Source organism: Streptomyces sp. NPDC058773 (assembly GCF_042746015.1).
Lineage (GTDB): Bacteria > Actinomycetota > Actinomycetes > Streptomycetales > Streptomycetaceae > Streptomyces.
Genome location: NZ_JBHYPE010000006.1, coordinates 31,035 through 57,292, shown reverse-complemented (window position 1 = coordinate 57,292; position 26,258 = coordinate 31,035). Strand labels below are relative to the sequence as shown.

At 69.7% G+C, this 26,258-nt stretch carries 22 protein-coding genes and 3 pseudogenes; 17 read left to right on the top strand and 8 right to left on the bottom strand.

All coding sequences use genetic code 11. The features are described 5' to 3' along the window. Both ACFW5B_RS07645 and ACFW5B_RS07640 read left to right on the top strand, forming a co-directional pair. The coding region (locus ACFW5B_RS07645) for a glycerophosphodiester phosphodiesterase family protein (protein WP_386434720.1) at nucleotides 1–1,311 on the top strand (1,311 nt) is incomplete at its 5' end. 158 nt (nucleotides 1,312–1,469) lie between these two features. Further along, the gene (locus ACFW5B_RS07640; RefSeq protein WP_386434717.1) at nucleotides 1,470–3,626 is read left to right on the top strand and encodes a glycosyltransferase; all 2,157 of its coding nucleotides are present in this window, start codon (nucleotides 1,470–1,472) and stop codon (nucleotides 3,624–3,626) included. A gap of 127 nt (nucleotides 3,627–3,753) precedes the next feature. Here ACFW5B_RS07640 and ACFW5B_RS07635 read toward each other — a convergent pair. Continuing rightward, a pseudogene (locus ACFW5B_RS07635) lies at nucleotides 3,754–3,890 on the bottom strand (IS5/IS1182 family transposase); the annotation flags it as partial. Nucleotides 3,891–3,906: 16 nt separating this feature from the next. Here ACFW5B_RS07635 and ACFW5B_RS07630 point away from each other — a divergent pair. Genes ACFW5B_RS07630 through ACFW5B_RS07620 form a run of 3 tightly spaced genes read left to right on the top strand, consistent with a single transcriptional unit; the run spans nucleotide 3,907 to nucleotide 8,126 of the window. Beyond that, nucleotides 3,907–4,158, top strand: a complete 252-nt coding sequence (locus ACFW5B_RS07630; RefSeq protein ID WP_386435195.1) for a hypothetical protein — start codon at nucleotides 3,907–3,909, stop codon at nucleotides 4,156–4,158. Between the two features lie 34 nt (nucleotides 4,159–4,192). Then, a complete protein-coding gene (locus tag ACFW5B_RS07625) occupies nucleotides 4,193–7,744 on the top strand; it encodes a trypsin-like peptidase domain-containing protein (protein WP_386434714.1) in 3,552 nt (1,183 codons plus the stop codon). 49 nt (nucleotides 7,745–7,793) lie between these two features. Next, on the top strand, nucleotides 7,794–8,126 hold the full coding sequence (locus ACFW5B_RS07620) for a CU044_2847 family protein (RefSeq protein WP_386434711.1): 333 nt from the start codon (nucleotides 7,794–7,796) through the stop codon (nucleotides 8,124–8,126). Nucleotides 8,127–8,267: 141 nt separating this feature from the next. Here ACFW5B_RS07620 and ACFW5B_RS07615 read toward each other — a convergent pair. Together ACFW5B_RS07615 and ACFW5B_RS07610 are read right to left on the bottom strand one after the other, a co-directional pair. Further along, nucleotides 8,268–8,411: pseudogene (locus ACFW5B_RS07615) on the bottom strand (CGNR zinc finger domain-containing protein); the annotation flags it as partial. 105 nt (nucleotides 8,412–8,516) lie between these two features. Next, a complete protein-coding gene (locus ACFW5B_RS07610; RefSeq protein WP_386434708.1) occupies nucleotides 8,517–9,932 on the bottom strand; it encodes a DEAD/DEAH box helicase in 1,416 nt (471 codons plus the stop codon). Between the two features lie 287 nt (nucleotides 9,933–10,219). On the opposite strand from ACFW5B_RS07610, the gene ACFW5B_RS07605 reads away from it, so the two are divergent. Both ACFW5B_RS07605 and ACFW5B_RS07600 read left to right on the top strand, forming a co-directional pair. Next, nucleotides 10,220–10,855, top strand: a complete 636-nt coding sequence (locus tag ACFW5B_RS07605; RefSeq protein WP_386435170.1) for an AAA family ATPase — start codon at nucleotides 10,220–10,222, stop codon at nucleotides 10,853–10,855. After that, a complete protein-coding gene (locus ACFW5B_RS07600; RefSeq protein WP_386434705.1) occupies nucleotides 10,852–11,142 on the top strand; it encodes a hypothetical protein in 291 nt (96 codons plus the stop codon). Before ACFW5B_RS07605 ends, ACFW5B_RS07600 begins: the two co-directional genes overlap by 4 nt. Before the next feature lie 212 nt (nucleotides 11,143–11,354). Here ACFW5B_RS07600 and ACFW5B_RS07595 read toward each other — a convergent pair whose 3' ends face one another. Further along, entirely contained in the window at nucleotides 11,355–11,537 is a 183-nt protein-coding gene (locus ACFW5B_RS07595; RefSeq protein WP_386434702.1) for a hypothetical protein, read from the bottom strand. Between the two features lie 511 nt (nucleotides 11,538–12,048). Between ACFW5B_RS07595 and ACFW5B_RS07590 the strand changes: the two genes are divergently transcribed. From ACFW5B_RS07590 to ACFW5B_RS07555, 8 genes are all read left to right on the top strand, one after another. Then, nucleotides 12,049–13,185 (top strand): molybdopterin-dependent oxidoreductase, encoded by a 1,137-nt coding sequence (locus ACFW5B_RS07590; RefSeq protein ID WP_386434699.1) that lies wholly within the window; start codon nucleotides 12,049–12,051, stop codon nucleotides 13,183–13,185. Beyond that, entirely contained in the window at nucleotides 13,182–13,586 is a 405-nt protein-coding gene (locus tag ACFW5B_RS07585; RefSeq protein WP_386434696.1) for a hypothetical protein, read from the top strand. The genes ACFW5B_RS07590 and ACFW5B_RS07585 overlap by 4 nt, the downstream gene beginning before the upstream one ends. 241 nt (nucleotides 13,587–13,827) lie before the next feature. Beyond that, nucleotides 13,828–14,880, top strand: a complete 1,053-nt coding sequence (locus ACFW5B_RS07580; RefSeq protein WP_386434693.1) for an NAD-dependent epimerase/dehydratase family protein — start codon at nucleotides 13,828–13,830, stop codon at nucleotides 14,878–14,880. 196 nt (nucleotides 14,881–15,076) lie between these two features. Next, nucleotides 15,077–15,796, top strand: a complete 720-nt coding sequence (locus tag ACFW5B_RS07575; RefSeq protein ID WP_386435168.1) for a glycosyltransferase family 2 protein — start codon at nucleotides 15,077–15,079, stop codon at nucleotides 15,794–15,796. Further along, on the top strand, nucleotides 15,793–16,449 hold the full coding sequence (locus tag ACFW5B_RS07570) for a DUF2064 domain-containing protein (protein WP_386434690.1): 657 nt from the start codon (nucleotides 15,793–15,795) through the stop codon (nucleotides 16,447–16,449). The genes ACFW5B_RS07575 and ACFW5B_RS07570 overlap by 4 nt, the downstream gene beginning before the upstream one ends. Continuing rightward, a complete protein-coding gene (locus tag ACFW5B_RS07565; protein WP_386434687.1) occupies nucleotides 16,446–17,357 on the top strand; it encodes a class I SAM-dependent methyltransferase in 912 nt (303 codons plus the stop codon). Before ACFW5B_RS07570 ends, ACFW5B_RS07565 begins: the two co-directional genes overlap by 4 nt. Continuing rightward, entirely contained in the window at nucleotides 17,354–18,850 is a 1,497-nt protein-coding gene (locus ACFW5B_RS07560) for a glycosyltransferase 87 family protein (protein ID WP_386434684.1), read from the top strand. Before ACFW5B_RS07565 ends, ACFW5B_RS07560 begins: the two co-directional genes overlap by 4 nt. 301 nt (nucleotides 18,851–19,151) lie before the next feature. After that, nucleotides 19,152–19,688, top strand: a complete 537-nt coding sequence (locus tag ACFW5B_RS07555) for a PadR family transcriptional regulator (protein ID WP_386434681.1) — start codon at nucleotides 19,152–19,154, stop codon at nucleotides 19,686–19,688. A 321-nt stretch (nucleotides 19,689–20,009) separates the two neighbouring features. Here the strand turns inward: ACFW5B_RS07555 and ACFW5B_RS07550 are convergent. Continuing rightward, nucleotides 20,010–20,961 (bottom strand): annotated as a pseudogene (locus ACFW5B_RS07550) (SDR family NAD(P)-dependent oxidoreductase). Between the two features lie 494 nt (nucleotides 20,962–21,455). Continuing rightward, complete coding sequence (locus tag ACFW5B_RS07545) at nucleotides 21,456–22,205, bottom strand: SOS response-associated peptidase (protein WP_386434678.1); 750 nt, start codon at nucleotides 22,203–22,205, stop codon at nucleotides 21,456–21,458. A gap of 190 nt (nucleotides 22,206–22,395) precedes the next feature. On the opposite strand from ACFW5B_RS07545, the gene ACFW5B_RS07540 reads away from it, so the two are divergent. Next, entirely contained in the window at nucleotides 22,396–22,653 is a 258-nt protein-coding gene (locus tag ACFW5B_RS07540; RefSeq protein ID WP_386434675.1) for a hypothetical protein, read from the top strand. Between the two features lie 152 nt (nucleotides 22,654–22,805). Here ACFW5B_RS07540 and ACFW5B_RS07535 read toward each other — a convergent pair whose 3' ends face one another. Together ACFW5B_RS07535 and ACFW5B_RS07530 are read right to left on the bottom strand one after the other, a co-directional pair. Beyond that, entirely contained in the window at nucleotides 22,806–23,336 is a 531-nt protein-coding gene (locus ACFW5B_RS07535) for a DedA family protein (RefSeq protein WP_386434672.1), read from the bottom strand. Continuing rightward, a complete protein-coding gene (locus tag ACFW5B_RS07530) occupies nucleotides 23,333–24,142 on the bottom strand; it encodes a class I SAM-dependent methyltransferase (protein ID WP_386434669.1) in 810 nt (269 codons plus the stop codon). Before ACFW5B_RS07530 ends, ACFW5B_RS07535 begins: the two co-directional genes overlap by 4 nt. A 941-nt stretch (nucleotides 24,143–25,083) precedes the next feature. Between ACFW5B_RS07530 and ACFW5B_RS07525 the strand changes: the two genes are divergently transcribed. After that, nucleotides 25,084–26,253 carry a cytochrome P450 gene (locus ACFW5B_RS07525; RefSeq protein ID WP_386434666.1) on the top strand — a complete coding sequence of 390 codons (1,170 nt, stop codon included), beginning with the start codon at nucleotides 25,084–25,086 and terminating at the stop codon, nucleotides 26,251–26,253. Nucleotides 26,254–26,258 lie beyond the last annotated feature (5 nt).

Genomic DNA, 26,258 nt, shown 5'->3' with positions numbered 1-26,258 from the left:
TCGGGCAGTGCACGAGTCAGCGGTGGTCATGGCGCAGGCCCCGTCGCCACCCTGGCCGGTAGCGGCGCTCAGCTGGGCGTCGTGGGCAAGGTCGGCACGGCCCTGCACCTGAACGGAACATCCGCCTACGCGGCTACGGCCGGACCGGTGGTGGACACCACGAAATCGTTCTCGGTATCGGCCTGGGTCAAGCTCGACGACAAGGACCGCAATTACACGTTCCTGTCGCAGGCCGGTAACCGGGCAAGCGGCTTCCAGCTCTACTACTCGAAGACCTACGACAAGTGGGCGTTCAACCGACGCACGAAGGACACCGACGACACCACCATAGTCCGGGCCGTGAGCAACAATGCGGCTCACTCGGGCGTATGGACCCATCTGGCCGGTTCCTACGATGCGGCCCAGCAGACACTGTCGCTGTCCGTGAACGGCCAACTGCAGCAGTCGGTCCGGTTCACCACACCGTGGCGAGCCAACGGCGGCCTGCAGATCGGCCGGCTGCTCCACCAAGGCGCCTGGCATGAATACGTCGCCGGCACCATCGACGAGATCCGCATTGCGCAGCGGAGTTCAGCTGTTTCTTGCGCCCGCACCTATGCCATCGGTCACCGTGGCGCCCCGGAGATCGCCCCGGAGAACACGATTGCCTCACTGGAAGCAGCCGCCGATCACGGTGCGGACTGGGTCGAGACGGATGTGCAGTTCACCAAGGACGGTCAACCGGTCATCATGCACGACAACACCGTGGACAGGATGACCAACGGAACAGGACGTATCGACCAGCTCACCGCCGAAGAGATCTCCCGATTGAGGGTGAAGGGGGGCGGACACGTGCCCACCCTGGAAGAGGTCCTGACCTCCCTGAAGAACCGGCCTGCCCGTCTACTCCTGGAGATCAAGGGGCCTCAGACGTCAGCAGCGGTGGAGCATGCCCTCAAGCTCGTGGCCGAAGCGGGGATGAACGAACGAACCGTGGTCCAGTCCTTCGACGAGGACGTCGTACGGCATGCAGCTGCCTCCGGCTACCGGACCAAGGTCGCACTGCTCCGGTCCAAGCTCGATCCGGATCCCGTAGCCACGGCACGCACCTTCGCTCTCAGTGCGTACGCGGTGAACTTCAAGGGACTCTCTGCCCGTCCTGCTGTGGTGGATCAACTGAAGGCGGCCGGGGTCGAAGTGTTCGTCTGGACGGTCGACAGCGAGACTGATTGGCAGCTTGTGGCGTCATGGGGTGTTGACGGCGTCATCACCAATCGCCCGGAACTGTTCCTGCCATGGCGGCAAGCCCACTGCCTCGAAGCAACGCAGTGAGGAATCAACCCGACCATGACTCGTCACCTTGTCACAGGCGCTTCCCGTGACAAGCGAACGGTCCGACAGCCTTCGCAAATCCACCACGGTCTGGTTCCGCGCCTTGGGCGGCTCCCGGACTGGCGATCGTACATTCGACATCACTGTGAAAGAGAACGATGAAAATCGCGTTCCTCATCAACAATGCGTTCGGTATCGGTGGGACCATCCGATCCACGATGAACCTGTCGCGCGCCCTCGCCGCACGCCACGAAGTCGAGGTGGTGAGTGTGCACCGGGTGAGTGACACACCGGCTATCGCCCTCGATGAACGGGTGAGACTGACCTCCCTGATCGATATGCGTCAACACAGCCCCGGCTGTGAACGGGGCCACGAGCTGACCCGGCAACCGTGCACGATGTTCCCCGACACGGGCGCCGCCGCGAACTCCGGGCACCTGCCGTATTCGGCCCTACACGACGAACGCATCGGCACCTGGCTCCATCACACCGACGCAGACGTGGTGATTGCCACCCGCCCCGACCTCAACGGCTACCTCGCCCGCGACGGGCGCAGCCGCTACCTGCGCATCGGACAGGAACACCTGAGTCTCGATGCCCACAGCCCGACCCTACGCGGCCACCAGGCCGCTGCCATCGCCGGCCTGGACGCCTTCGTGACCGTATCCGAGGCCGACGCATCCCAGTACCGCGCTGCCCTGCCCGGCATATCGACGCGAATCCTCTGCATCCCCAACAGCGTGCCCGAGCCCGCGGTCGATCCCTCAACCCGTCGCTCGAAAGTCATCGTGGCCGCGGGCCGGCTGGTCAGCGTCAAACGCTATGACCGATTGATCGACGCATTCGCCGAGGCAGCCGCAGACCACCCGGACTGGACCCTGCGCATTTATGGACGCGGCCCCGACAAGCCCCGGCTGCGCGAGCAGATCGACCGGCTCGGACTCTACGAACAGGTCCGTCTCATGGGCCCTGCCGCACCGATCGAGACCGAATGGGCAAAGGGCGCCATCGCCGCGGTCTCCTCCGACATGGAGTCCTTCGGCATGACCATCGTCGAAGCCATGCACTGCGGCGTACCGGTCATCGCCACAGATTGCCCGCACGGACCGGCCGAGATCATCGATCACGACACCAACGGCGTCCTCGTCCCGCTGCAGGACGGCAGCGACGCGTACGTGGACGCGCTGAGGCAGCTCATGACGGACGACGCCTTACGCGACCGACTCGGCGATGCCGCCCGTGAACGTGCCCGCGCTTTCGCCCCCGCCTCAGCCGCCCGTCGCTACGAACGGCTCTTCGGTGACCTGCGGACCACTGCTCGCCCGTCCCTTTTGACAAGGTTGCGCTCAGCGGTGCGCGCAGCCGCGCCCGCGGTGCACACGCGGCGGCAGCAACGACCGGCACAGGCCGCAACAGAGCCCCACCACGTCACCGCCCCACGCGCATCGGCGCGCGCACGGGCCCTGTCCGACGATGCCCTCCTCATCCGCCTTGCCGCCGACACCCTCCCCACCGGCCTCCTCGACTTCGTCGCCCGGCTGCGCAAGGATCCCAAGGGTCGCGAGATACGCCTCCCCATATCCGAAGCCACCGCACCCGACCAGACTGACCCGCACATCATCCTGCCGGTCGGCGCCGGACTCACCGAAGGCCGCTGGGACTGCTACGTCGCCCACCGTGACACCAACACCGCCGCGCGTCGTACCCGGCTCACCGCAACGCTCACTGAACAAGCCGCCCTTGTGGGACGTCACCCCCTCACCGGCCGCGACGGAGTCAGCGCTTGCATCCCGTACACCACAAGCGACGGCTACCTCGCCCTGCGTACCTGGCACCGCCCCGCCCACGCAGAGGTGCACCGCATCACGGTCGACGGCGCATACGTGTCGGTCACCGCGACACTGCTCAGTCCGAACATCGAGGCGAACCTGACTGCGGCGGCCGTGGTGGCCGCTTCCCGCACCGGGCCCGAACACGACTTCACCACCTCGGTCACCCAAATTGTCGACGGAAGCTTTGAGTTCACCCTCGACTACCGCGACATGCTCAACCACCGCAGAGCAGAGAACGACCTGTGGGACCTGCGGCTGCGCTTGAACTCCCCAGGCCACGCCCCCATCCCCATAGGCCGCATCGGAGGAGACATAGTTGATCGCAAGAGGACGGACAAGACTCCGGTGACGCATCTTGCACACCCGAAGCGTGGCATGACCCGCCTCACGCCCTTCTTCACCGTCGACAACAACCTCGCGCTCAGCGCCAAGGACATACCGGAATCCGCTCGCGACCACGCCAGTCGCATGGAGATCGGGTGACGGTGAGCGGCACTCCGGGCGAGACGCCGGCAGAGGTCGCAGTGAAGGTGAGCAAGATCTACTGGCCGCCGGAAACGAGGTGATGGTCCGTGCCCATGTCCTCGGCTGTCGGCCCGCCGGGTTCCGCCCCCGCGGGCGGGACGCGCACGCGAGCCATCACATTCGGGAAGGCAGGTGCATCGCCGGCCTGCCGGGCCCGGCAGTCAGGACGAAGGCCGGCGGCCGGCAGCGGTCGTCGGCTGCGAGGTGGACCTCATCGCTCAAGCACCGCAACCTCAACGTGCCCGGCCGCTACGGCTTCACCGCCGCCAACCCGGCCGGAGGTCACCTGCGGCCCCTGCGCAACTCGGACGCCCCCGAGCTGGACGAGGACGAGACCGGCGCCGAGTGCCGCCTGATACGGCTCTCCGCTCCCGAAGTTGTCGCCAGCCGCCGGCTTGTCCTCTTCGGCAGTGAAAATGATCTCTCCCATTCGCATCCGAAGGGTTCCGGCATACCGCCCGGGCGCGTGGTGGTATGCCGGTACCGTTGAGGCAGAAATCAGTACACGGGGGTCTGATATGCGTGTGCCTCTCGAGGCTGGGCTGGTGCGGATCTGGGACGGTGACGAGCCCGTCGGGGCCGGCTTTCTCGCCGGCCCCCGGCACTTGGTATCGGCCGCGCATGTGGTCGCCGGGGCTCTCGGGTTGTCCGCCGACGAGCGCCCGCTGGAGGGGGCCTCGGTCAGTCTTGATTTCCCGCTGCTCGCCCCGGGCAGACGGCAGCTCGCCGACATCGTCGCCTGGCGGCCTCCCGTGCCGGAGCACGGGATGGACGTCGTCGGGCTGCGGTTGCGGGAGCCACCGCCTGCGGACGCCCGGCCGCTCGTCCTGAGCCGGCGACACGGGGAGTTGGACGGTTCGCTGGTCATGGTGGGCTTTCCCCGTGGTCTGGAGCTCGGCACCTGGGTACACGGGCGCCAGGGCGGTCCCGTCGCCACGGGCTGGGTGGAGATCGAGAGTGACCCGGCACGGCAGGCCATGCTGGCTCCCGGCTTCTCCGGAGCCCCGGTATGGAGCACCGACGCGGACGCTGCCGTGGGCATGGTCGGCTACCGGGTCACCGGCGCGGGCACGAAGATCGGTTACATGCTCCCGGTGGACATGCTGCTGGAGGCGTGGCCCGAGCTGGCCGAGGTGATCGAGCGGCGCGTTCCGTACCGGGCGCTGCGCCCCTTCACCGAGCAGGATGCCGATCTTTACTACGGGCGCGAGGAGTTGGCCGGTCAGCTCGCCGACCGCATCCGCTCCGGAGTGCCGCTGATCAGCGTCATCGGCGGATCGGGCATCGGGAAGTCCTCGCTGTGGCACGCAGGCGTGGTGCCGCGGCTGCGCGCCACCGACTCCTCGGGCGCCATCCGGCTCACCCTGGCGTTACGCCCGTCCGACGCCGCCACCCCGCTGACCGCACTGGCCTTCGCCTTGGACCGGCTGATGCGCCCCGCCCTCACAGCGGCGGCCCGGCTGGAGTCGGTCGCCGCGACCGAGGGCCGGCTGGCCAGGGGACAGCTGCCGGACATCGTGGCGGCTGTGCTGGAGCAGCACCACGCGGACCAACTGGTGGTGTGCGTCGACCAGTTCGAGGAGGTCTTCGCGGCGTCGGCCAACGACCGCTCCGCATTCGTCCGCGCTCTTGTGCCCTGCTTGTCCTCCGGGTCCCGGCTGTGTGTGCTGGTGAACCTGCGCGACACCTTTCTGGGGGCGGCGCTGGCCGATCGCGCCGTCGCCGACCTCGCCAGGACGTGGCTGCCGGTCACCGTGGGCGAGATGACCGAGGGCGAACTGCGCCGGGTCATGACCGGACCGCTGGAGAATGTCGGCACGGTCGCCTTCGCCGAGGGGCTGGTCGAACGCATCCTGGACGACCTGAAACACACCCCGAACCCCCTGCCCCTGCTCGAATTCACTCTCGCCGAGCTGTGGGCGCGCCGACGGGCGGGAGTGCTGACCCATGCGGCGTACGAGGAACTGGGCGGCATCTCAGAGGCACTCGCCCGCTACGCCGACCGGATCTGGGCCGGCATCGACCCGGAGAGCCGGAAGGTCGCCGACCGGCTCCTCATTCAGCTGGTCCGGCCCCTGCCCGATGGGGACCTCGCCGTACGCCGCACCGCGTTGCGTGAGGAGTGCGACGAGAACCAGTGGACCGTCGGGCAGCGCCTCGCCACGTCACGGCTCCTGGTGATGCACCGGATCGGCGGCGACCCGAGCGGCACCTCCGGTATCGAGCTGGCGCACGACTCGCTCCTGCTGCACTGGGGACATCTGCGCGAACTCTGCGACGAGCACCGCGCGTTCCGCGTCTGGCAGGACACCCTCCGGCAGCGCATCGCCACCTGGTCCGAGCAGGGACGTCCGGGCAGGCGGCTGCTCGCCGGCGCCGAGCTGAGGGACGCCCACCGGTGGATGCGCAGCCATGAGGCCCATCTCTCCGCCCAGGAGACCCGATACATCATGGCCGGCCGGGCGCGCCGCTGGCGGGTGAACGGCTCTGTCTCCGCCGCCCTGGCCCTCGCGCTGGTGGCGGGGACGCTGATCTACCAGAACCGCAGCGAGCAGGTGGAGGCGTCCCTCGCGGGTACCCTGCGCACCAAGGCCGAGGAGCGGGCTTCCTACGACCCCTATGGCGCGATGCAGCTGGGCTTGCGCGCCTACCGCACGCACCCTGACAGCGGTCTGCCGGACGTCTTCGACGGACTGGGTCCCGTCGACCGGATCGTGCCCAACCTCGATGCGAAGACCACGGCACCACGTAACGCATCCCCGACGTCGACACCGACCGCGCAGAAGGTTCCGCCGTTGTCTTACGCCGACCAGATGGCACTCCAGGATCTGACCCCACTGGTGGCGGCCGGCGGCCGGACCCTGGTCACGCGCGGCCCGAAGGGCCAGATCGTCCCGTGGCGGGACACCGGGCGCGGGCTGGTGGCTGAGCCCCTGGACGGGGTGCTGGAGAAGAACGACCAGACCGACCATGCAGTGATCAGCCGCGACGGACGGTACATCGCGTTCCTCGACGAGCCCTTTCCGGACCTGGACGGGAAGCGGAGTGTCCCCGGCTCCTGTTCTGTGCCGGACATGATGAGCGCCACCAACAAGGTCTGCCTGGTGGTCTATGACACGGTCGGACACCGGGTCGTCCTCGGTACCGAGTTCCCCCCGCTGCCCCGGGTCGGCGTGGTCTCCATGAGCATCGACCCGAACAACCGGGTACTCGGGCTGGTACTGCCGGACAGCATGGATCCCATGACGGCCGCGGGCCGGCGCAACACCCTGTACCTCCTCGACCTGAAGAGCGGCAAGCTTCTCCGCAAGGCCGTATTGCCGTGGCAAAGCGCGGTGTTCCACTTCTGGCTGGGGCCGGACGGTGAGTCCGCGATCCTGGGAGAGGGCGAGTCGGACGGGTCTTCGATCCGTACCGCAATCACCCTGACCCGAGTACGTGTGGAATCCGATCGAATGACCCGCACCGCGCTGGCAGATCCGTCCCGGACGCAGAACTTCATCACGAGCCCGGACGGCCGGACCGTCGCTGCCGTACTCAAGGGGGCGCCTGGCACCTCGGCCGAGCTGAGGGCCTGGAACATCGCCACCGGCGCGCAGACGGGGTACATCCCGCGCCTCGACCCAGCGGAGGTCGACGGGACCCTCTCGCTCAACTCCACCGGAACCGCCGCATGGTTCTCCCTCCCACCCGATGCGGACGCCATCAATGACCACGCCGACTTCATTGCCGAGGCAGGAAGCCGCGTATCCATCCGGTCACTGGCCACGGGAAAACGCGTTGGCCGCTCCTCCTATCCGGGGGACTGGTCGACACTGATGCCGCTGGGTGACTCTCCGGACGGCCCGGTCCTGCTCGTGGACCACACGGCGCTGGGCGTCGTGTCGGCGGCCTCTGGCGGGCGGAGCCCGCTCCAGCGGGTGGCGGACGCGGCCGAGGCCGGCCCACGCGAAGCCGTCAGGAAGCCACCCGGCATCGACCGCCTGTGCGCGCTCCTGGGCCCCCAGGTCAACGATTCGCACCACATCAAGGACTTGATCCCCTCCGGGGCCTTCAAAGGGTCCCTGTGCCCCTGAGCCGGGACTGCCTACGCAGCACGCACATCACTCACGGATGAGGTGTCACATGGCTGAGATCGCTCGCTGGTCGCTGGACGACGGCGGAGAGGTGCTGGTGGAGATCGCGGAGGATGGCCCCGAGATCAGCCCGGTGTCCCGCTCCCGGGATGTGGTCCGGTCCGCGGCGACCTCGCTCGGGTCCGCACTGAGCAGTGTGCGGGACGCCTCGTCCACGATCCTCGGCCAGTTCCGTGATGCGCCCGTGTGCCCGGACAAGATCGAGGTGGAGTTCGGGGTGCGCCTGAGCACCGAAGCCGGTGCCGTCATCGCCAAATCCAGCCTCGACGGCCACTTGACGGTCAAGCTCAGCTGGGAGGGCGGACGAGCCGCCCGGGAGTGATCCTCCCGGTACCGGCTGGTCGCGCGCCGTACTTCCCGGCCTCCGCCGAGGCCCTTGCCGAGAACCCCGCCGACACCCACACCGAGCACGGCGCACAGCCGACCTCACATCGGGGCCCACTTGAACGTGCCGAGGTAGCCATCAGTCCGCTGATCCGGGGTCCTTGCGCTGGTTGGCATGGAAGCGCGCCCTCTTCTGACGAGTTCCGCACGTGTTCATGTCACACCATTTGCGGGTGCGACTCCGGCTGGTGTCGAAGAAGGCGGCTCGGCGGATTGGTGAGGCCGATCACCGCCTGATCCGGCTCCAGGCGTTGCCCGACGGCTTCCGGACCGAGTTCACCGAGACGGCAGAGCGTGGCCGGACGGGAAGGTCCGGCTATCCGGGGGCTCAGCCGCCGCGGCGCACCCGGGCTGCCTTGCGGGCCTCGGCGAGCTGACGGGCCTCGGTGGCTTTGCGGGACTTGCCGCCGGTGGCGCGGGAGGTGTCCTTGCTGGTGCCCAGGCCGCGGAAGGGGGTATGGGTGTTCTTGGCCCGGTGTGCGGCGGGCTTACCGTCGAGCGCGGTGCCGGAGGGGCGCTTGGCTCCGGTGATCCGGCTCAGCTCCGCCTCACCCGAGCGCACCTTGGTGGTCGTCGGCTTGATGCCGGCCTCTGCCATCAGGCGGCTCATCGCGCTGCGCTGGCCCGAGAGGACCAGCGTGACGACGCGGCCGGACTCACCGGCCCGGGCGGTGCGGCCCGCGCGGTGCACATAGTCCTTGGGGTCGGTGGGCGGGTCGACATTGACCACGAGATCGAGGTCGTCGACGTGCAGGCCACGGGCCGCGACATTGGTCGCCACCAGGACGGTGATCTGGCCGCTCTTGAACTGCGCGAGGGTCCGGGTGCGCTGCGGCTGGGACTTACCGCTGTGCAGAGCGGCGGCATCCACCCCGCTGGCCCGCAAGTGCCGGGTGAGCTGGTCGACCGCGTGCTTGGTGTCCAGGAACAGCAGTACGCGGCCGTCGCGGGCGGCGATCTCCGTCGCGACGGCATACCGGTCGGGGCCATGAACGACCAGCACATGGTGGTCCATGGTCGTGACCGCGCCCGCGGACGGGTCGACCGAGTGGACGACGGGGTCATGGAGGTAGCGCCGGACCAGGTGGTCGACGTCGGGGTCAAGGGTGGCCGAGAACAGCATCCGCTGGCCGTCGCGGTGTACCTGGTCGAGCACCTCGGTGACTTGCGGCAAGAAGCCCATGTCGCACATCTGGTCGGCCTCGTCGAGGACGGTGATCCACACCCGTCCCAGGCGACAGGCCCTGCGCTCGATGAGGTCGTGCAGGCGGCCAGGGGTGGCGACAATGACCTCGACCCCGTCGCGCAACGCAGCGGCCTGCCGGCCGATCGACAGGCCGCCGACGATCGCGGTCATCCGCAGCCGGAGCGCGTCGGCATACGGCGCGAGTGCCTCGGTGACCTGCTGGGCCAGCTCTCGGGTAGGCACCAGGATCAGGGCGAGGGGCTGCTTGGGCTCCGCGCGCCGCCCGGCCGTCCGTGCGAGCAGCGGCAGGCCGAAGGCGAGGGTTTTGCCCGATCCGGTGCGCCCGCGCCCCAGGACGTCGCGTCCCGCGAGGGCGTTGGGCAACGTGGCTGCCTGGATCGGGAAGGGCTCGCGCACGCCGAGCTCGGTGAGCGTTCGCAGCATCTCGGCCGGCAGTTCAAGGTCAGCGAAGGAGGCGGCCGGGGGAACCGTCGGGGTGAGGGGCACTGGCTGGGCGAGGTCGCCGTGCGAGGTGCCCAGGAGGTCCGGCTGGTTCATGCAGAGCCTTCCGTATGCGGAACGTACCGAGGAAGGCACGGCAGGAAATGAGCATCCAACGGACAAGGGAATCGGACGGGCAGAATTGCCGGCCCTCACAGCCGTCACAGCCGTCCAAACGTCTGAGGTTAACACAAAGTGACAGTGCCCAGGGCGCAGGTGGCGCACAGGGTCGGCCGCGACCTTCAACCAAGTGTCCGACGTTTCTCACGGCTTGCGGGTGAACTAGGAGACCACGCCGTCGCGCCGACCGAATTGGACGATCATGCCCGTTATTGTCCTTTCTTGTGCCTTTGAGTTGTGCGTTTGTGAATCTCAAGCCCGGCGTGGGAAAGACGACGAGTGCAGTGTGGCTGGCCCACGCGCTTTACGAGTCGGGTAGGTGTCCGCTGCTGGTCGACGGTGACCCGGCCTCTTCCGCGCTGCGCTGGAGCGAGCTGGCCGGTGGCTTCCCATTTCCGGTGATCGCTCTGCCGGTGGGGGATGTCCACCGTCGCGTGAACGATTTCCTCGGCAACCGGCAGGCCGTCGTGCTCGACGCGCCCCAGTTGGAGGACCATCCCCGCATTACCCGCAGCATCATGAGGTACGCCGGTGAGTGGATCGTGCCCGTGACCCCCGCCCCCATCGAACTGGACCGGATGGCACCCATCCTCGGCGAGATGGCGGACGTGCAGTCCCTGCGTGCCGAGCCGGCCCGCACGGCGGTCCTGCTCAATCGCACCAACCGTCCCGATGCCACGCGCACCGGGCCCGATGCCGACGCTCGCGAGGCACTCACCGAGAGGGGTTTCGAGGTGCTGCACACCCAGATCGCGCGACTCGACCTGTACGCCCAGTCGTTCGGGAACCCGGTCCAGGCCAAGGGGTCGGCGTACATGGACTTCGCGGAGGAACTGATCGAGCGTCAGGACGAGGCATGAATCAGCGCAAGGAGAACTACCGCGCGGCATTGCGGCGGGGGCCGGATGTCTCGGCACCTCGGTCCACCAACGTCACCAGGTGGCAGAGCAGATATATCCGGGTGACCGTCGAGGTCGACCCCGACCTGCGAGGTGATCTGGCGCGATGGATGGGATGGCCGGTCTCCTCGGTGGTGTCCGCCGGCGCTACCGTCCTGCATACTCTGGCCGCCACCGCCGGCTGGGTCGCTCGGCCCGGAGGCCAGGCCCTGTCCACCCCGCGCGAGGTTCCGGATTCGGGTCGCTGACCTCCACGCGCCAACGATCCCGGTCATGGCTGGAATCATGCGCCGCGGTCGTTCTGCAACACGCACGGCATGCATCCGCGTGCGACGAACGGGCAACTCTCCTGGTGGTGTGCGGGCGGGAACAGCCAAGGCGAGGTCGTGTACATCCGGGTGACCGTGGGTGGACTCGACGGCCTCGCCCACTAAGACCACAGCCTCCAGGCCGCAGCGCGTCAGGCAGTCGGGCTGGTGCCGAACTCGTCGCGGAACCAGCGGGAGATGGTGCTGGGGCCGACACTGGCGGGCGTAGGGCGCAGCAGCGGGTCGGAGAGCTGGTTCGGGGCGTCGAGGTCGCTTGCGTATATGCGCAGCTCTTCGCCGCCAGGTCGCTGCTGGGCGTGGGCGAGGCGGGTCACGGCCCGGCGGGGGCGGCGCCGGCGCCTGGAGCACGGCTGCCGGACCACGCCTGGCCGCGACGCCGTGGTGTCCGGCGACCGCACCCGTCGCACCCAGGCCGGTTCCTGACCGACGAGCGGGCCACCACCGCCCGTCTCAATACCTGGACACGCTCAAGCAGCACGACGCGTATTTCTACGCTTCCCGACGCCGAGGCATACAGCCAGGATAAGAACCGAGTCGGCGGATTCCGGGGTTCGAGCCTCAACTCGTAAATGTCCAGGGGGCGGAACGGTTCAGCCTTTTCCATCGGCTCGGATGTGTCATGGCACGAATGGCGGTTGTCATCAGCGTCGTCCGGCTCGGCGACTCTTTCGGTTACCGGCCCCTGATCACACCGGGGCGCGACGCTGACACACGATGGCCCGGCCATGCCCTGAGTGGCAGCGAGCGTTGTGCCGACGGGATGTCAGCGTTCCGTAAGAGTTGAATTGTTCCGCGGCGGCCACGCGCCGAGTTGGAATGGAAAACATGAAACTGGGAGTCTTTCCGCCGGTGTTCAAGGGCAGACTGCATGATGCCCGCACGGCGACCTCGATCGGCAGATGGCTGGGGGCGGCATTCGCCCTGTGCTTCGTCACCGGGCTGGTCAGTCACTTCATGCAGCATCCGCCGGACTGGCTGGCCAACAGCATCCCGAGCCGCCCGTCGTGGGGATATCGGCTCACTCAAGGACTGCACGTGGCCTCCGGCATCGCGGCGGTCCCGTTGCTGCTGGCGAAGTTGTGGGCGGTGTATCCGCGGTTGTTCGGATGGCCGCCGTTGCGGTCGGTCAAGCACGGTCTGGAGCGGCTGTCGGTCGCGGTGCTGGTGGCCGGTTCCGTCTTCGAGCTGGCGACCGGGCTGTTGAACACGGCCCAGTGGTATCCGTGGCCGTTCTCGTTCGTACCCGTGCACTACGCGGTGGCGTGGCTGGTCGTCGGTGCGCTGCTGCTGCACGTAGCGGTCAAGGCGCCCGAGATCACAGCGCATTGGACCCGCCGGTCAGCCGGGACGCAGGCCCTGCCCGCGCAGGACGGCCCCGACCGGCGCTCGTTCCTGGCCGCGGTGGGTGCCGGTGTCGGGGCCGTCACGCTGACCACCGTGGGCCAGTCCTTCACCCCGCTGAAGGACGTCCTGCTGTTCGCGCCCCGCCACCCCGACGAGGGCCCGCAGGGACTGCCGGTCAACCGCACCGCCGCCGCGGCGGGGGCCGACGGGATCACTGCCGAGGAGTACCGCCTGGTGGTGACCGGCCCGCAGCCGTACACCCTGACCCTGGACGAGCTGCGCGCCCTGCCCCAGCACGAGGTGGAGCTGCCGATCGCGTGTGTGGAGGGCTGGAGCAAGTCGGCGCGCTGGACCGGCGTACGGGTCGTGGAGCTGCTGGAGCGCGCGGGGGCCCCGGCGCATGCGCGCGTAAGGGTGGAGTCGCTGGAATCGAGGGGCGGCTACCGCGTATCGGAGCTTGGCCAGGGGCACGCCCGCGATCCGCTGACGCTGCTCGCCCTGCGGGTGAACGGCGAGGAACTCCACCCCGACCACGGCTACCCGGCGCGGCTCATCGCCCCGAATCGGCCGGGTGTGCTGCAGACCAAGTGGGTCGGGCGACTGGAGGTATTGGTGTGAAGGCGTTGCGTGTGGTGGTGGGGGCGGCCGGTGTGGCGCTCATGGGCGTGGGGGTGTCCTTGGTGACGGACGTCCGCGACCCGCTGGATGTTCTGGTGTGGCTCGGCGGAGCGGTCCTCCTGCACGACGTGCTGATCGCCCCGTTCGTGCTGCTCGTCGGGTGGGCGCTGGTACGCGGCTGGGCGCGCGGTCCGGTCCGCGGTGCGCTGCTGGTCGCGGGCGCGTTGACGACGGTGGCGGTGCCCGTGCTGCTGCGGCCGGGGAAGACGGCCAATGCCTCGGTGCTGCCGTTGGACTATCCGCACAACTGGCTGATCGCGATGGTGGCCGTGGTCGCGGTGGCGGCGCTCTGGCTGGGCGTGCGGGGGTACGGGCGTGGTCGCCGGCGGTCCGATGCGTGACCTGAGTGCGCGGCCGTGGGGCGAGCCGTTGCACGCTCGCCGGAGGCGTGAGGGCGGGCGCCGGAGCACGCGGGCCGCCCGTCCGTGTGTTCCCGATGCCGGGCCTCGCGGCGGCACGCGCCCCGCTGCCGGCGGCGTCGGCGCCCGGCGAGGACGCGCGGGAGCACCAAGGCCTTACGAACCCCTGACGTCCTCGCGCCGAGCGGCCCGCTTCGGGGCGCACCTCCCTACGTTTGGTGGCATGTTGATCCTGGTCACTGGAGGTGCGGGCTTCATCGGCTCGCACCTCGTCACCGCTCTCCTCACCGCGGGGCACGAGGTGCGCGTCCTCGACGCGTTGCTGCCCGCCGCCCACCGCACCGCTCCGCCGATCCCCGACGGGGTGGACTGGCGGCAGGCCGACGTCCGCGACAAGGAGGCCGTGGCGGACGCCCTGCGGGGCGTCGATGCCGTCTGCCACCAGGCCGCGATGGTCGGTCTCGGCAAGGACTTCGCCGACGCCCCGGACTACGTGGGCTGCAATGACCTCGGCACCGCCGTGCTCCTGGCCGGTATGGCCGAAGCCGGGGCGCGGCGCCTGGTGTTGGCGAGTTCGATGGTGGTCTACGGCGAGGGCCGCTACGAGTGCGCGCGGCACGGCGCCGTACGGCCCGGTCCGCGCCGTGTGGCGGATCTGGAGGCGGGCGACTTCGAGCCGGTGTGCCCGCACTGCGGTGCGCCGCCGGCCGGCGGACTGGTGGGCGAGGACGCACCGGCCGATCCGCGCAATGTGTACGCGGCCACCAAGCTGGCTCAGGAGCACCTGGCCGCCGCGTGGGCGCGGGCGACCGGCGGGCGGGTCGCCGCCCTGCGCTATCACAACGTGTACGGCCCCGGGATGCCGCAGAACACCCCCTACGCGGGCGTCGCCTCCCTGTTCCGGTCCGCGCTCGCACGCGGCAGGGCCCCGCGGGTCTTCGAAGACGGCGGCCAGCGGCGGGACTTCGTCCACGTCCGGGATGTCGCCGGCGCCAACCTCGCGGCGCTGGCCGGTACGGACGGTCTGCCGGAGGGCGGCCTGCGGGCGTACAACGCCGGCAGTGGAGCCCCGCGCACCGTCGGCGAGATGGCGGCCGCGCTGGCCGGGGCGTACGGCGGGCCCGAGCCGGTCGTCACGGGGGAGTACCGGCTGGGCGACGTCCGCCACATCACCGCCTCCTCACGGCGGCTCCGCGACGAGCTGGGCTGGAAGCCCCAGGTCGGCTTCGCCGAAGGCATGGCGGAGTTCGCGGCGGCGCCACCGCGGGCGGGGTGAGTTCGGCCGGTCCGGACATCCGGCGACGACATCGGCATGGCCGGTCGTCGTCCACGACACGTACCCGTTGAGTACGCGTCTTTGGCAATCAGTCTCAAATCAGGATTCCTGCCGAGGACGGAAGCAGGAGTCGACGTCAGCGATCCGTGAGGTCGCGACGCCCCTTCGACGGCTTCCCGTCCGTAGCGTGAGTGAGTTGATCAAGATTTCCCCCTTTTCTGTGGACATCGTGCTGCCCTGCCTGGACGAGGCCGAGGCCCTGCCGTACGTGCTGGAGCGGATACCGCCGGGCTGGCGCGCGATCGTCGTCGACAACGGTTCCTCCGACGGTTCCCCGGACATCGCCCGCGCCCTGGGCGCGTACGTCGTCCATGAGCCGCGGCGCGGCTTCGGCGCCGCCTGCCACGCGGGCCTCACCGCCGCCACGGCCGATGTGGTCTGCTTCTGCGACTGCGACGCTTCCCTCGACCCCGGTTGGCTGCGGACGGTGGCCGGCCCGGTCCTCGACGGCACCGCCGATCTGGTCCTGGGCCGCCGCCGCCCCACCGCCCGCGGTGCCTGGCCCCTGCACGCCCGGCTGGCCAACCGGGAGTTGGCCCGTCGCATCCGCCGTCGCACCGGCGTACGCCTGCACGACCTGGGACCGATGCGCGCCGCCCGCCGGGAGGCGCTGCTGGCCCTCGGCCTGACCGACCGGCGCTCCGGCTATCCGCTGCAGATGGTGGTCCGCGCCGCCGACGCCGGCTGGCGGGTGGCGGAGACCGAGGTGCCCTACCAGCCTCGTACGGGCCGCTCGAAGGTCACCGGCACCTGGCGCGGCACCTGGCAGGCCGTGCGCGACATGCGGGCCGTCCTCGCCGAGCAGCCGGCCGCCACCCCAACCGGCCGCGCGCGCCTCGCGGGAGGCGTCCGATGAACGCCCGTGCCACGGCCGCGGACGCCGTCACCCTGCTGGTCATCGCCAAGGAGCCGGCACCCGGCCGGGTCAAGACCCGGCTCACCCCGCCCTACACACCCCAGGAGGCGGCGTCCCTGGCCGAGGCGGCACTGACCGACACGCTCCACACGATGCTCCACGTCCCCGCCCGGCGCCGGGTACTCGTCCTCGACGGAACCCCGGGGCCCTGGCTGCCGCACGGCTTCGAGGTCGTGCCCCAGTCGTCCGGCGGCCTCGACGAGCGGATCGCCGCCGCCTTCGAGGACTGCGACGACGGCCCGGCGTTGCTGCTCGGCATGGACACTCCGCAGGTCACCCCGGACCTCCTGGCCGGTGTCGGCCGCGACGGTCGCGACGCCTGGTTCGGTCCCGCGGCCGACGGTGGCTTCTGGGCGCTCGGCTTCGCCGATCCGGCGGGCGCCGGAGCCCACGTCCGGGGCGTCCCGATGTCCACCGACCGCACCGGTGCCGTCCAGCGCCGCAGACTCGTCGAGGCCGGACTGACGGTCGGCGACCTGCCGCTGCTGCGCGACATGGACACCGCAGCGGACGTCGCCGCGGTGGCCACCGCCTGCCCGCCCGGCTCACGCTTCACCGCCACCCTGGCCTCGCTCGCGGAGACCGTCCGATGAGCGGCACGGCACACGGGAGGCGCACTGCCCTCGCCGGACGGACCGGGCCCCTGGAGCGAACCTTGGCGGAGGAGAACCTCCTCCACGTCACCCTCCCCTCCCCGCTCCGTGAGCCGGTACAGCGCGCCGACCGGCTCACGGCCGTCGAGCCCGGGGAGCCCTGGACGGACGACCCCTACGGCCGTGCCCTGCGCACCGGCCGCGGCCCGCTGTACCTGAGGCGACTTACCCCTCACGCCCACGGGACGGCGGAACTGCTGCCCCTGGACGTGGCGCGCTTCTGCGCCGCGCCCGACGCCGCCGACACCGGCGTACTGAACCGCTGTACCGGCCCCGTCCTCGACGTCGGCTGCGGGCCGGGACGCCTGGTGGCCGCCCTGGCCGCCCGGGGGATACCGGCGCTGGGGGTGGATGTCAGCCCGGCCGCCGTCGCCCTCACCCGCCGCCTGGGCGGAACCGCCCTGCAGCGGTCCGTCTTCGACCGGCTGCCGGGAGAAGGCAGTTGGGGCACGGCCTTGTTGATGGACGGCAACGTCGGCATCGGCGGCGACCCGGCGGCTCTGCTCGCGCGCCTGCGCGAGCTGGCCCGGACCGACGGGCGCCTGCTGGCCGAAGCCGACCCGCAGGACGTGGACGAACGCCTCACCGTCCGCGTCCAGGACGCCCACGGCCGCCACGGCCGTCCCTTTCCCTGGGCCCGTCTCGGCACCACGGCCCTGCTGCGCGCCGCCGACGCCGCCGGCTGGATCCTCACCGGCCGGTGGACCACCGACGACCGCCCCTTCCTGGAATTCCACCACCTGAGCCCCGGCTCCGACACCCCACACCCCGCATCTGCCGGGACGTCCGGACCGCCCATGACCGACTCCACACACCCCGCACCCGCCGGAGGGCCGAACCGCCCATGACCGACACCGCCGCCCCGCACCGACAAGGCCCCGGTGGCTCCGCCGCACCCCCGTCCCCGGCCCGCTCCATACCTGCGACCGGCCACCGGGCCCGGACCTCCATCGCGCTGACCGCCGTCCTTCTGGCCGCCCTCGCCGCCGTCCTCGTCACCACCCTCCAGACAGGCGACAACCACAGCGCGCCCGGCCGGCTTCTGGCGGGATACGCCGTTGCCTGGGCCCTGTTCGCCGCCGCTGTGTGGACCGTGCGCACAGTCCCGGCCCGCGCCGCGACCGTCCTCGTCCTTGCAGGCTCGGCCGTGGTCGCCGTGGCCGGGCTCACCACGCAGCCGCGCACCAGCACCGATATGTACCGCTACGCCTGGGACGGCCGCGTCCAGGCCGCCGGAATCTCCCCCTATGCCCACCCGCCCGCCGCACCACAGCTGACCCGCTTGCGCGACGACTGGCTTTTCCCTCCACAACAGGCCTGCAAGGGCTGGGGGATCGCACGCACCGACGACAGCCTGTGCGTCCGCATCAACCGGCCCACCGTTCCCACCATCTATCCCCCGGTCGCCGAGGGCTGGTACCTCGCCGTGCACGCGCTGTCCCCGCCGGATAGCCGCCACAAACCGCTCCAGGTCGGCGGCGCCGTCCTGGCCTTCGGCACGACCCTCGCGCTGCTCCGCGTCCTGCGTCGTCGCGGCGACCCGCAGCGGGCCCCGGCCCGGGCCGCGCTGTGGGCCTGGTGCCCGGCCGTCGCCCTGGAAGCGGTCAACAACGCCCACATCGACACGCTCGGCGTCCTGTTCGTCGTGCTCGCACTCGGCACCGCCACCGCGGGAATCCGCCGCGGCGCGCTGCTCGGCGCCGCGATCGCGGTCAAGATCCTGCCGGTCCTGGCCCTGCCCGGAGCCCTGTCCGGGCAACGCGGCCCGGTCCGCGTCCTGCGCGTCGCCGCGGCCGCCGCCGGCACCGTCGCGCTCGTCTACCTGCCCCACGTCGCCGCCTCCGGCGCGGGCGTCCTGGGCTACCTGCCCGGATATCTCCAGGAGGAGGGCTACGACCCCGGCGACGTACACCGTTTCGCCCTGCTGCGACTCGTCCTGCCGGACGCCGCCGCCGGCGCGACCGCCGCCCTTCTGCTCGCGCTGATCGGCCTCCACGTGTGGTGGCGCGGCGACCCGGCACGCCCCTGGCGCGGCGCCCTGCTGCTCACCGGCGCGGCCCTGCTCCTCTTCTCCCCGAACTACCCCTGGTACTCCCTGCTCGTGGTCGCCCTCGTAGCCATGGACGGCCGCTGGGAATGGCTGACGGTCACCCTCGCCGGCACCGTCCTCTACCTGGCCGGCCGCCTCCTCCCCGGATTCCCCCTCCAGGCCTGCGCCTACGGAGCCGCAGCTCTCGTGATCGCCACCACCGCATGCCTCCGCTCCGGCCGGGCACGCCGCATCACGAGGTCTTCCGGTCGGCCACCGACGACGGTCGAGCCGGTGACGGGGAGCGCCTGAAGACCTGCCATGCGCCGGCCCGGCCCGGCCCGGTACAGGTGGACCGGCACCATCATGTGGTACGTGGCGTGCACGCGGGGCCCGCCAATGATCCCTATCGCCGTGATCCTGTCGTTGCTGCCGGCGAGGAGGGTGTGGGTGATCTGTGTGCCGAGGTTTCCCGCTGTCCGGGTAGGGGGTGCCGCGGTCGGTGTTGATGACGGCGATGGGCAGGCGGTGCAGTTCGCCGGGCGGGTTCACGATGCCGCCCATGTAGATCAGGGACAGCAGGAGGGTGAGGGCGGTGCCCAGAAGGGTGGGCATGAGCAAGAGTTTGCGGTTGCGCAGCATGCTGGCCGCCAACGGGCCCGCCTCGGGCTATGAGCTGGCCAAGCAGTTCGACAGCTCCATCAACCTGGCGTGGCGGGCGAAGCACAGTCAGATCTATCCCGAACTGGCCAGGATGGTCGCCAGTGACGCCGCCACCGTCGAGGACACCGGTGACACCCGCCGCCGCAAGGTCTACACGATCACCGACACCGGCCGGCAGGAGATCACCCAGTGGCTGACCGGCGAGGAAACCTCCAGCAACGTACGCAGCGAACTCGCCCTGCGCGCCTTCCTCGTCGGCCTCCTCGACCCCGCACAGGCCGCGGAACTCATCCGTCAGGAGGCTGACCGTCTGGCCGCACAGCTCCAGCAGCTGGAGGGGCTGCGCTCCGCCCTCGACGAGTCGGCCGCGTCGCAAGCCCCGTTCGGGTCCTACGCCCTGGACCTCGGCATCCGCGTCGCCCGCGCACGCCACGAGTGGGCCGGCGACACAGCCGCGGACCTGGAACGGCGCCGGCGCGCGGAATAACCCATCGGTGCGGCGTCCGCGCGGTGCCCGCTGCCGGGGCTGTGCAGCGCGCCCAGGGGGTGCTGCCTCGGTCTGTCCCCCGTGCCGTGCTGCTCGCCGCGATCAAGCGAACCCCGGGACTGCGAGCGGGGTACACGTCAACGAGGACGACGTGGCACTCGTCCTCGCCGGCAGCGCCGCCGGGCAGGACCTCGATGGCCTGGCCGCCATGGTGGGAGGACGGTAGCGACCTCCTGCAGAACTGTTTGTGACTGAGCCCGGTTGGCCGGGCTGAACAGGGCGGTGGGCCACCGAATGGCCGCCCTGGGCGCGGCTCCGTGCCTACCGAAAGCCGAGGTGCGGATCGGTGCCGACCAGCTCACCGCTGACGGTCCATAGGTGAGCGGCGACGGCCGGGTCGGCCATGTGAGAGGGGATGGGCTCACGCCGCGGTAGGCCACGCAGGCCGAAGGCCCTCGGCCCCCACAGCTGTCCTCCCTGCACCTCCGAGTCGAGGACGGCGCGGACGACGGGCCATGCTCCGGCGTCTTTGCCCTGCACCAAGAGCGCGGAGGGCCAGGCGCGCAGCCGCTCGCCGGTGGTCGTCACACGTACCGGCGGGCGGGACGGGGTGAGGGAGTCCAGTGCGCCGCCGGGGTGGGCCACCACACTGAGCACCGTGCTGCCGACGGCACGCAGGCGGCGATCGAGTTCGAAGCCAAAGCACATCTGCGCCAGCTTCGATCGGCCGTAGGTGCGCTTGGGCCGGTAGTCCTGCGTCGACTGCAGATCGCCGAGGTCCAGTCGCTCGGACCGCGCCGACGAAGCTTCCCACCGTCACGATGCGGCCCTCGGGCGCCGCGGACAGCAGGGGAGCCAACCACTGGGTCAGCGCGAAGTGGCCGAGGTGATTGGTGCCGAACATCAACTCGTGGCCGTCCTCGGTCTCTCGACGCGGCGGGTCGTCGAGCGCGACCCCTGCGTTGTGGACCACCGCGTCGAGATGATCGAGGTTCAGTCTGTCTACGGCGGTCTTCAGGGACGACAGGTCGGCGAGGTCCAGTTGAAGGTGGCGCACATGCGCGCCGGGGACGCGCGAGCGAATCGAGGCCATGGCGGCGTCGGCCTTCGTGCGGTCGCGGCTGCCGAGTATGACGACGGCGCCGGTGGTGGCGAGCTGCTCCGCGGCAAAGTAGCCGATCCCGGCGTTACCCCCGGTGACCAGGAAGGTCCTGCCCTCGGCACACGGCAGCCGGTGTATGTCCCACGGCCGGCTCTGGGATGCGGAAGACACGATGACAGGCTCCTTGCGCTCTGGGGCAGCGTGCTCACGGGAAGCACCAACCCGCCCAAGGTCGCAACCTCCACCGACACACCGCCGACAGATTTCCGACACCTCGCCGGAAAACTGCAGAGAGCAAGAAGGGCGCTACGCCACGACCGGCGCAGAACCGAGAGCGAGCGCGGCCAGGTGAACACTCAGTGCTCAACTCGGGCGCTCAGTCACGCTGCTTGATCACAACCACACAACAGACCCTCAGTCTGCCTGCGGCTCGGCCGCCCACGCGCGACGCACGCCAGGGCTGTCGCGAAGACGCGATCACCCATATCTCCGGTACAGATCCCTGGCCCGCCGCGAGTCATGGAAAGCGTCGAGCATGGCTTCGTAGTGCCGCCGGTTACCGACGTCTCCCGTCGGATGCGCGAGCCGTCGTTGTGTATGTGCCGTCGGCTTCCATTCCGTTTCTGTTGAATGCGTCGACCGGTTCCTTGTCGGGGCGCGGGCCGTCAGCCGTCGGGTGGGGTCTCGGTGATCTCGTCCAGGAGGTGCGGCCCGTTGTTGTGGACGCTGTTGACCGCGGTGGAGACGGCACGGGCGTTCAGGTGTCCTGCGGCCGGTGCTGTGAGCAGGGCGCGGAGGTCGCCGGGGTCCTCGTGGGCGGGGTCGAGCCAGGCGCCCCAGCCGTCGGGGGCGACGGCCAGCGGCATACGGGGGTGGATGCGCCCCGCGGCGTCGGTGGCCTCGGTGGTGATGATCGTGCAGGTGGTCCACCACGCCCCCGGTGCGTCGCTGTCGGCGACATCGGGGGCGCGCCAGAACTCGTACAGCCCGGCGAGCGCCATGGCCTGGCCGTCCTCGGGGCTGATGAAGTAGGGCTGCTTACGGGCCTTGGTCGTCTCGGTCGCCGCGACGGCCTGCCATTCGTAGAAGCCGTCCGCCGGCAGCAGGCACCTGCGTTTGGCGAAGGCCCGGCGGTAGGCCGGCTTCTCCGCGACCGTCTCCATCCGGGCATTGATCATCTTCGCGCCGACGCTGAGACTCTTCGCCCATGACGGCACCAGCCCCCACCGCAGCGGGCGCAACTGCCGCGTGACCTCGCCGGTGTCGCGCTCCACGCGCTCCAGCACCGACCACACGTCATCGGTCGGGGCCACATTCCAGCTCGGTTCGAGCAGCTGGCCGGGATCCCAGCGCGTCACGTCGAAGAGGTCGACCAGATCCTGCGGACGGCGGGTGGAAACAAAACGACCGCACATACCCTCCACCCTCCCACGTCACCGACGGTTTGCCCGGTCATCCATGCCTTCGTCGGACGCGCAGGGGTTTCCCCCGGGCCGCCACGCCGGTCTCGCCCCCCGACGGCAATCTTCGGGAACACCACATTCGAACCGCCGACGCCGCGCGCCTGTCTCATGGCGCGTGCCACAGGCACTTAAATATCGGAGCGTGACTAGAGAGCCGCAGCGCTTCACTATCTTGGTGGTCCCCGAACACGTTGTGGACCGAGGCGATGCCTCCGTGGAGGACTCAGCCGTACGGTCGGCGGTCGTCGAGGCAACGGGCGAAACGGGCGCTTCGGGCTACCCCCGCTACGTCGGGCACGGGATCGTGGCCGACATCGACCCCAGTACGCGCACGGTCGAGGCGCTGCTCGTCGACGGTGCAGAGCTGGACTACGGGCTGACCGCCTTGGTCACTTCCTGATCGCTGCGATGTTGACGAGAGCGGCCTGTTTTCCACGAGCGGCTTGTCGTGTCGCTGCGGGATGACCGTGTCCCGCCTCCTCTGCCACCGTGGTTGGCGTGAGCCGGCGTCCGGAGCGGCATCAGGGAGGCACTGAACTGAACCCCGTTCCGCTACGGGCCTCCGATCGCGGAGATGTGCTGGAAAGAGAAGGCCGCTGTGTAGCCCGCGCCACTTTCCACGCTTGCCCATGCGACCGAGGCCAGGGCGCTGTACGGGGCGATATGACGGTACGGCAGGCCGAGGATGCCGGCCAGGTGCGGGGTAAGGGTCCGCATCACGGGCACGAAGCGGAATATCAGGAGGGTTTGGCCGGCGCGCTTGTTCATGAGGGTTTCGGCTCGCTGCCACGCTGAGGCCGGAATGCGGCGGCCGAGCTTCCCGGTACGTAGGCGTCTGCCCATCAGGTGACCGGTGCGATGGCCAAGAGCGTCCCCGGCCACGACAGCGCCGGCGGCGACTGCGATGACCCAAAAAAGGTTCATGCTGCCAGTGCGGGCCAAGGCTCCCGCGGTGAGCATGAGAGCGAGAGTGGGAATGACGGCACCCACCAGCAAGACGGATTCTGCAATGATCGCCGCGGCCAGCACCGTGTAGGCGGCTTCGGGGGGAATCCTGCTGAGCAGGCCGGCGAGGGTATTCATCGCGATATGCCCGGACGGACAGTCAACGCGCCGGAGCGGTTGGCAGTATCGATGGGTCGGCGTAGTTGCCACACCGTCGCCGGTGGCAGATTTCCCCACACCGTCCAGCAGCCGACGGCGTACTGGTTGTGGTATCGGTTCAAGAGCGCTTTGACGTTGCGCTGACGGCGGGCCTCCGGGCGGGAGGTCAGGAAGGTGCGCACCCAGCGGCTGCCGCAGTAGGAAAAGTAGGTGAGAGTGCCCCCCGGGCGCAGCAGATCCAGGTAGCGGCCCATGATTGCGTCAACCTGGCCGGGGGAGAAGTTGGCGAACGGCAGACCAGAGATGATCACGTCATAGCGACGGTCCGTGGTGAGCTGTTCAACAAACATGTTGTGGACGCGTATGTGCTCCTGCTCTTCCAGCAGGCTCGGGTAGCCGCGAACCAGGCGACGCAGATGTGCGGCAAAGTGCGCGTTCGCTTCCACGATGTCCAGTTGGCTTCCCCGAGGTATCCGGGGAAGCAGGACACGTGTGACCGAGCCGGTACCCGCGCCCACTTCCAGGACGTTCGCGCTCCGTGGCGCCCGTTGCAGCAGCGGGTCGGTCAGCAGATTGGCCAGTGACTTGCCGCTGGGAGCGATGGAACCGACCGTGCGATGGTTCCGTATCGATTCAACCAAGAAGGCCCAGCCTTCGGTTGCACGCTGAGTCCGGACACGGCTGTGCGCAGTGTTTTCATTCATGAAGAGAAGGAATTCCTGAGAGAAGGCGATGTGGACGTCTGTGTCGCTGCCCTGTACAGCGCAGCGGCTCGCAAGAGGCACGGTGAAGAAGCTCGCTCAGCGCGTGACGGAACGCCCCGAGGGGGAGGCCCCGCAGCGGCCCGGGACGCACCGGGGCCATGTGCCACGGGTGCGCGCGCTGTTGGCGAAGCAGCTACCTGTACGACATGGGGGACTCCTGGGAACGGGCGGAGGATTCGACGCCCATCCTCGAATGCACAGGTCAGCGCCGTCCTCCCCCACAGGGACCCAAAGCCGCACGGTTCTGAAGTACCACCACCGGCCTCGGCGTCATTCTCTGGACGGACGGCCACCCGACCTGGGGCCCAGGGGAATTCCGTTGGGAGGATAGGTCGTTGGTGTGGGTGTGCCGGGGGTTTGAGCGCAGTGGGCGGCGAGGCGTTCGCCCTCCCCTACGGCCCGCCCCCACGGGAACGGCCCCAACGATCTCTGCGGGGCCACGGCCACGCCGGCAGCAAGGCCTCGCGGTCGAGCGCTCGCGCCACAACGAGCCGGTGAATCGGCAGGCCGGTTTCGGCATTTTTGCAAGGTCGAATTACTCATTCCGTGAGTGTTATTCGGCCTCGGTGGCTGAGACTTATCGCTGAGGATCGTGACGTGGGTCACGTTTCAGCGTCAAAATGCACTCCTTGTGTGGTTTTGGCGATGGCTCAAAACCTTCCCTAGCTCAGCAATCTACGATTCCGGTCAAATCGGGTGTCTCGTGCGGCGAATTCTCGTGTGAATAGAGTCTTGGCGTCCGGCGGGAGTTCGCCGGTTGCCCTTGGGGGCGGAAATGGGGATTCCCCTTCGTGGATTTCCGGATTCCGTTTGCAATGGGCGTCGCGCTACGGCAAGGGGGTGCCATCATGCGTTACGCGTACTGAGGTATATGAGGCGTCGGCCGGGGCCGCTGGGCCCCGGCCCGCGCGACTTTTGATGTGCGTGGGTCTCGTGTTCATCTCACTCGCTCGGGACGGAATGTGACTGACTACGATCCGCTTGACGCGGCCACGGTGGCCGATCCGTATCCCGTTTATGAGCGGCTGCGGGAGAATTCGCCGGTGTTTTGGAGCGAGCGATTCGGCTCGTGGATCGTGACACGCTACGCGGATTGTCACAGAGTGCTCAGCGATGTGGCCGGATTCGCCAGCGACTGGCGCAGGGCGGGACATGAGGCGCCGCCCACCGCGGCCTTGAGCATGCAGGAACTCGATCCGCCCGACCACACACCGGTCCGCAGGCTGTTCACCACGGCCTTCCGCGACCAGGACCTCGACGGGATAGCGGCCTTCGCGGTCCGGGACACCGCTGCGGTCTTCGAGCGACTCGCCGGCGCCCCCTCCTTCGACTTCACCGCCGAAGTGGCCCGTCCGGTGGCGCTCCAGGCGGTATGCCGTCTGCTCGGCGTGGAACCCCCGCCGGTCGCCGCCTTTGCCGAGCTGTCCGACGCGCTCGTACGCGGCATGGACGCGGGCTTGCTGCCCGAGGTGCTGGAACCGGCGATGGCGGCCCGAAGCCGGATCAATGAGCTCATGAGCGAGTGGTTCACCGCCAGTCGCGGGCCGGGCCTCCTCACCCAGGTCCTCCACGGCGCCGGCGCCGCGGGCGTCACGGAAGACGCGGTGTGGAACAACGTGCGGGTGCTCTTCCTGGCCGGATTCAGCACCACCGTCGGCGCGGCCGCCAACGCCGTGCTCGCCCTCCTCGAACACCCCGCCGCGCTGGAACGCCTGCGAGATCCGGCTCTGCTGGATTCCGGAGTGGACGAACTCCTGCGGTACGACGGCCCGGTGCAGGGCACCACCCGTGCCTGCGTGGAGACCACCAAGATCGACAGCGTCACCGTCGAGCGCGGTCAACTGGTGCTGGCGCTCTTCGGTGCCGCCAACCGCGACCCCGAACGGTTCGCGTCCCCGGACGAGTTGCTGCTCGACCGGCACCCCAACCGGCATCTCTCCCTGGGCTGGGGCCCGCATGCCTGCTCGGGCGCGATCCTCGCCCGGATCATCATCCGGGCACTCGTCCAGGAGCTGCTGGCCGCACCCGTGCCCCCGCGACTCGCCGCCCCGCCCGTCAGGGTGCCGCGCGCCACCCTGCGCTATCCGGACCGGCTGCCCGTCACGTTCCAGAACGCCGAGCCCGAACGCTGAGAGTG

Coding starts and splice junctions, on each gene's coding strand:
- ACFW5B_RS07640 (WP_386434717.1), top strand. CDS start 1,470: ATGAAAATCGCGTTCCTCATCAACAATGCGTTCGGTATCGGTGGGACC.
- ACFW5B_RS07620 (WP_386434711.1), top strand. CDS start 7,794: ATGGCTGAGATCGCTCGCTGGTCGCTGGACGACGGCGGAGAGGTGCTG.
- ACFW5B_RS07610 (WP_386434708.1), bottom strand. CDS start 9,932: ATGAACCAGCCGGACCTCCTGGGCACCTCGCACGGCGACCTCGCCCAG.
- ACFW5B_RS07600 (WP_386434705.1), top strand. CDS start 10,852: ATGAATCAGCGCAAGGAGAACTACCGCGCGGCATTGCGGCGGGGGCCG.
- ACFW5B_RS07590 (WP_386434699.1), top strand. CDS start 12,049: ATGAAACTGGGAGTCTTTCCGCCGGTGTTCAAGGGCAGACTGCATGAT.
- ACFW5B_RS07580 (WP_386434693.1), top strand. CDS start 13,828: ATGTTGATCCTGGTCACTGGAGGTGCGGGCTTCATCGGCTCGCACCTC.
- ACFW5B_RS07570 (WP_386434690.1), top strand. CDS start 15,793: ATGAACGCCCGTGCCACGGCCGCGGACGCCGTCACCCTGCTGGTCATC.
- ACFW5B_RS07565 (WP_386434687.1), top strand. CDS start 16,446: ATGAGCGGCACGGCACACGGGAGGCGCACTGCCCTCGCCGGACGGACC.
- ACFW5B_RS07560 (WP_386434684.1), top strand. CDS start 17,354: ATGACCGACACCGCCGCCCCGCACCGACAAGGCCCCGGTGGCTCCGCC.
- ACFW5B_RS07555 (WP_386434681.1), top strand. CDS start 19,152: ATGAGCAAGAGTTTGCGGTTGCGCAGCATGCTGGCCGCCAACGGGCCC.
- ACFW5B_RS07545 (WP_386434678.1), bottom strand. CDS start 22,205: ATGTGCGGTCGTTTTGTTTCCACCCGCCGTCCGCAGGATCTGGTCGAC.
- ACFW5B_RS07535 (WP_386434672.1), bottom strand. CDS start 23,336: ATGAATACCCTCGCCGGCCTGCTCAGCAGGATTCCCCCCGAAGCCGCC.